Annotated in this window: 5 protein-coding genes and 1 pseudogene; 1 reads left to right on the top strand and 5 read right to left on the bottom strand. The window is 61.0% G+C overall.

Annotated elements, in window-relative coordinates:
• Nucleotides 1–101: 101 nt before the first annotated feature.
• The gene (locus BGI27_RS17395) at nucleotides 102–554 is read right to left on the bottom strand and encodes an LEA/WHy family protein (RefSeq protein ID WP_095526039.1); all 453 of its coding nucleotides are present in this window, start codon (nucleotides 552–554) and stop codon (nucleotides 102–104) included.
• 118 nt (nucleotides 555–672) lie between these two features.
• On the opposite strand from BGI27_RS17395, the gene ybiB reads away from it, so the two are divergent.
• Nucleotides 673–1,590 (top strand): DNA-binding protein YbiB, encoded by a 918-nt coding sequence (ybiB, locus tag BGI27_RS17390; RefSeq protein ID WP_095526038.1) that lies wholly within the window; start codon nucleotides 673–675, stop codon nucleotides 1,588–1,590.
• 4 nt (nucleotides 1,591–1,594) lie between these two features.
• Here the strand turns inward: ybiB and ppa are convergent, their stop codons facing one another.
• From ppa to hemN, 4 genes and pseudogenes are all read right to left on the bottom strand, one after another.
• Entirely contained in the window at nucleotides 1,595–2,140 is a 546-nt protein-coding gene (gene ppa, locus BGI27_RS17385; RefSeq protein ID WP_095526037.1) for an inorganic diphosphatase, read from the bottom strand.
• A 92-nt stretch (nucleotides 2,141–2,232) separates the two neighbouring features.
• Nucleotides 2,233–2,715, bottom strand: coding sequence for a universal stress protein (locus tag BGI27_RS17380; RefSeq protein ID WP_095526036.1), 483 nt, complete (start codon nucleotides 2,713–2,715; stop codon nucleotides 2,233–2,235).
• Complete coding sequence (locus tag BGI27_RS17375; RefSeq protein WP_095526035.1) at nucleotides 2,708–3,409, bottom strand: sulfite exporter TauE/SafE family protein; 702 nt, start codon at nucleotides 3,407–3,409, stop codon at nucleotides 2,708–2,710. Before BGI27_RS17375 ends, BGI27_RS17380 begins: the two co-directional genes overlap by 8 nt.
• A gap of 163 nt (nucleotides 3,410–3,572) precedes the next feature.
• Nucleotides 3,573–4,898, bottom strand: a pseudogene (gene hemN / locus BGI27_RS17370) (oxygen-independent coproporphyrinogen III oxidase); the annotation flags it as partial.
• Nucleotides 4,899–4,941: the final 43 nt, after the last annotated feature.

The following is a 4,941-nucleotide window of genomic DNA, read 5'->3' as shown; positions in this document are numbered from 1 at the left end:
TGAAAAACAGTATTTCATGAAGCTCGGGGCTGTCTAGGAAACCCGGGGCGATTCATTCCGGCAGCGTGGGGCTCGCCTGGCGGTCGACGATGCCGGCGCCTTCAGCGTGGGCCCGGCAGGTCCAGCTTGCCTGACACATTGAAGGGCTGCGTGCCATAACCTGCCACGTCGGCTTGCCCGCGAAGCCGATAGGGCAGGCGCCCGTCGGCATCCAGCAACTGCGGCAGTCGCTGCAGCAAAGGCAGCAGACGTAACTTGGCTGTCAGCGGGATCCGCGCTTCTCCCTGCGCCGGGACCTGCACGGCCTGCAGGCTCTGGCCGCTGGCGAACACGGTTTCCCCGGCCAACCAGTCGAACTGCAGGGCGTCCAGTTCGATCTTCCGGTTGTTGGGATTGTGGACGGCAAGTTGCAGCGCCAATTGCTGCTCCATCAGGTTGCCTCCTGCCAGTGCAACCTCGACCAGACGGACTTCCGGCTTCTGCCAACGCAGTGCACATCCTGCTGCCAATACCCCCACCCACAGCAGGACCAGAAACTTACCGATACACCTCATGCCATTCCTCCTCTGTACAGGCGTGGCATTCTGCCGCAATACCACGCTTCTGCCACAGGAGGCATCAAAAGCCTACTTCCCGCGTGGCAAGCCGGCTCACGCAGGTCATAATCCAAGCATGGACTACGCAGCGATCATCAAAGAGATTGGCCGGGGTACACGTGGCGCGCGGCCGATGACACGGGATCAGGCGCACGGGCTGTTTGCAGCGATTCTTGATGGCAAGGTTCCCGATCTCGAGCTGGGGGCCATCCTGCTCTCCCTGCGGATCAAGGGCGAAAGCCTGGAGGAGCTGCTGGGATTCAAGGCTGCGCTGGACGAGCGCACGCGTCAGCTTGTCGTGCCGGAAGGGCCGCGCTGCGTGGTGCTCCCCACCTACAACGGAGCGCGCAAGCAGGCCAACCTGATGCCACTGGTGGCACTGTTGCTGGCACGCAAGGGGATTCCTGTGCTGGTGCAGGGGCGTCATGATTTCGACTCGCGCGTGAGCCCGTTCAAGCTGCTGGCGGCACTTGGCATCGATATCGAGCGCTCGTTGCCGGATGCATCGGCCAGTCTCGAGAAGCACAACATCGCCTGCCTGCGCCTGGACCTGATCGCGCGCGGCCTGGATTGGTTGCTGGGCTTGCGTCAGACGCTGGGAGTTCGCAGTTGCGGGCACACCATGGCCAAGCTGCTCGACCCTTGCCGAAGCCGCAGTGTGCGCGTAGTGGCAGTTACCCACCCGCCGTATATCGAAGCCATGCAGGCGTTCCTGCAACTCGATGGCGGTACCGCGATGCTGATGCGCGGCACCGAGGGAGAGGCTTATGTGGCACCTCGCCGCCGCCCTCGCCTGTTGGGTTTCCATGCTGGACAGGAAGAAGAACTACTGCCCGCCCTGGATTTCGAGGACGGCGACGAACTGAATACCGGGTCATGCGAACTCGAGCAGAACGCCACACTCATCCAGGCCATGCTGGCTGGTGAACGCCCGGTGCCACAATCCATTCAGGATCAGGTTGAGGTCTTGACGGCACTGGCACGACGCCCGTAGCAGATCAGTCGCTACTGCCTGTGCTCTGCGCCCGATAGGCAGCAACGCCAGCATAGATTTCCTGACGTGCGGCATCGGGGCCATCCCACCCTTCCACACGAACCCACTTGCCGGCTTCCAGATCCTTGTAGTGCTGGAAAAAGTGCTCGATCTGGTGCAGCAACAGATAGGGAAAATCCTGGTAACTGCGGATGTCGTCGTAGAGCGAGGTGATCTTCTGTACCGGCACGGCAAGTACCTTGGCGTCTTCACCCGCCTCGTCGACCATGCGCAACACACCGACCGGACGGCAGCGGATCACCACCCCTGGAATCAGCGCAAACGGCGCCATCACGAGTACATCGACGGGATCTCCATCCCCCGCCACGGAGTGCGGAACATAGCCGTAGTTGCAGGGGTAGGACATTGACGTGGCCATGAAACGGTCCACGAACACCGTGCCACTGTCCTTGTCGATCTCGTACTTGATCGGATCCGCTTGCGCCGGAATCTCGATGATCACGTTCACCTCGTCGGGTACATTGCCCGGCCATACGCTGGAAAAACCCATGGTTTGCCTCTCTGTGGTGGGTCCGTTGTCGTGGCTCCCATGCGGGAGCGGACGGATTGTGCCGCCAGGCGCGCATCGGCGCCAGTCAGTGTTTACTTCACCAGCGTAACGGGCGTGTGCGCCAGCGCCACCACCCGCGAAGCGACCGAGCCGAGCAAAGCCTGAGTGACGGAGCCCCGGCCGTGCGTTCCCATCCAGACGGCGTCACACTCCAGATCGCGAACGGCATGGGCGATGGTCTCGCCGGGAGAACCCACGCGCACATGGGTCAGCACCTCCATGCCAGCCTCCCGCAATCGCTCGGCAACCGGCGCGACCACCGCCTGCCCTTCCTCGTGATAGTAGTTGTCCACAATCTCGCGCGGTACATGCTTGGTCGCGAATCCGATCGGAATCGGCAGATGCACGTACAGCACGTGCACACGAGGCATCACGCGCCAGCGGCCCGCATAGGTGATCAGTGCATCGGCCGCGCGGCTGGAAAACTCGGAGCCGTCTACGGCAAGCAGAATGTTCATCATGGCGGAAATCCCGTTGTCGAGCCCGTCGTTGAGCGTCGTATTTTCCTCAGTCATGGCATACCACGCCCTGCCACAGGTATCCGCCCAGCTCGGGCGCGCGGATCAGTCCATAGACGCCGAAAGCGATCACCAGAAGTCCCGCAATCGTTCGGAATGCACGACTGCGCACCAGACTCCTGTAGCGTGCCAGCAGCATGCCCGCCAGCAGCAGATTCGGCAATGTTCCCAACCCAAAAGCCAGCATCAGGCCCGCACCACGGACAGCCGAACCACTGACCAGCGACAGGGACAACACGCTGTATGTCATCCCGCAAGGCAGAAACCCCCACAGGAATCCGACCGGCAAGGCCTGCGGCCAGGAGCGGACCGGCAGCAAACCCGCTGTATAGGGCTGGATGCGCCGCCAGAGATGCTGTCCCGCAAGCTCCAGCCCCGAAAGAGCCTTGGTGAACCTCATCAGATAGCCGCCCATGCCGATCAGCATCAGATTGGCCAGGATGTAGAGAACAAGCTGCACTGGCAATATGCGATCGAACAGCAAACCGGCCGAGCCGATGAGCCCCACCAGCGACCCAGTGAAGGTATAGCTGCCAATCCGGCCAAAATTGTAGGCAAGCTGACAACCCCAGGCAGCTCGCCCTCTTCCACCACCGGACAGGGCTGTCACGATGCCACCACACATACCGGCACAATGCGCTCCGCCTAGCAGGCCGATGAAGAAGACGGCGAGATATCCGGTATCGGGCATGATGGAAGTTCAGCTGCGAAAACGTGCATTCTACGGTCAGGGATCCTTGACGACAGACCTCATGCGGTTTGGCATTCAAGCGCAGAACAAGGCGGGAAGCGGCAGACAGTGCTGTAGCACGGCAAGGCGACCCAACGGTCATTCGTCTTAAAGCGGAACCGTATCAGATCACTCGGGAATAGCGGCGCTTCTCCCGGTCAAGGCGTAGATGTGCATCGAAACACATGGCGATCACGCGCACCAGCATGCGCCCTGCCGGTGTGACCTGCAGACCACGTGGCGACAGGCTGAGCAGGCCGGCGTCGGCCAACACCTGCAGCTCAGCCAGCTCGGTGGCGAAGTAGTTCGTGAATTCGATGCCATGGGCTTGATCGATCGCATCGAACGAGAGCGAGAAGTCACACATCAGACGCTGGATCGCTGTATTGCGCAAAGCTTCGTCGGCACTGATGTGCCATCCCCGCATCACGGGCAGTTCGCCCTTGTCCAAGGCCTCGTAATAAGGCTCCAGCTCGCGCTGATTCTGGCTGAAGCCATTGCCGAACTTGGCAATCGCCGAAATCCCGAAGGCCAGCATCTCGCACTCTGCATGGGTGGAATACCCTTGAAAATTACGCTGTAGCGCGTGCTCTCGCTGCGCTACGGCGAGTTCGTCATCAGGACGCGCAAAATGATCCATGCCGATATAGACGTAGCCTTCCTGCGTCAAACGCTCGATCGCTTGGGCCAGGATGCGCAGCTTCTCTTCGGGAACCGGTAGATCGGCTTCGTGAATGCGCCGCTGCGGCATGAAACGCGTGGGCAGATGTGCGTAGTTGTACAACGCCAGACGTTCCGGTGCCATGGCCAGCACGCGATCCAGCGTTTTGCCAAAGCGCTCCGCATTCTGGTGTGGCAGACCATAGATCAGATCGATGCTGACCGAACGAAAGCCCGCCGCGCGCGCCGCCTCGATCACTTGTCGCGTCTCATCCTCGCTCTGGATGCGGTTCACCGCGCGCTGCACCTGGGGATCGAAATCCTGGATGCCGACGCTCATGCGGTTGAATCCTTCGGCAGCCAGTTGGAAAACGCGCTCGCGACTCACCTTGCGGGGGTCAACCTCGATCGAATACTCGCCATCCGGCTGGAACACAAAATGCTTTCGTATCTCTGCCATCAACCGGGACATCTCCTCGGGCAGCAGGAAGGTCGGTGTGCCACCGCCGAAATGCATCTGGACGACTTCTCGCGCACCAGGCAGTGCTTCGGCCTGCAGGGCCATCTCGCGCGACAGATAGTCGACATAGCGTGCGCTCAGGGAATGGTCCTTCGTGATGATCTTGTTGCAGGCGCAGTAGTAGCAGATGGTGTTGCAGAACGGGATGTGGAAGTACAGCGACAGCGGACGCTGCCCTGCACCGGTATCACGTGCGGACAACAGGCGCCGCAGCGCGGTGGAGCCGAATTCCGCAGTAAACCGGTCCGCCGTGGGATATGAATCGCCCCGGGTTTCCTAGACAGCCCCGAGCTTCATGAAATACTGTTTTTCA

This window comes from Candidatus Dactylopiibacterium carminicum (assembly GCF_014736495.1).
Classification (GTDB): Bacteria; Pseudomonadota; Gammaproteobacteria; order Burkholderiales; family Rhodocyclaceae; genus Uliginosibacterium; species Uliginosibacterium carminicum.
This window is presented reverse-complemented; position numbering and strand designations above follow the sequence as displayed.

Coding starts and splice junctions, on each gene's coding strand:
- ybiB (WP_095526038.1), top strand. CDS start 673: ATGGACTACGCAGCGATCATCAAAGAGATTGGCCGGGGTACACGTGGC.
- ppa (WP_095526037.1), bottom strand. CDS start 2,140: ATGGGTTTTTCCAGCGTATGGCCGGGCAATGTACCCGACGAGGTGAAC.
- BGI27_RS17380 (WP_095526036.1), bottom strand. CDS start 2,715: ATGACTGAGGAAAATACGACGCTCAACGACGGGCTCGACAACGGGATT.
- BGI27_RS17375 (WP_095526035.1), bottom strand. CDS start 3,409: ATGCCCGATACCGGATATCTCGCCGTCTTCTTCATCGGCCTGCTAGGC.
- BGI27_RS17395 (WP_095526039.1), bottom strand. CDS start 554: ATGAGGTGTATCGGTAAGTTTCTGGTCCTGCTGTGGGTGGGGGTATTG.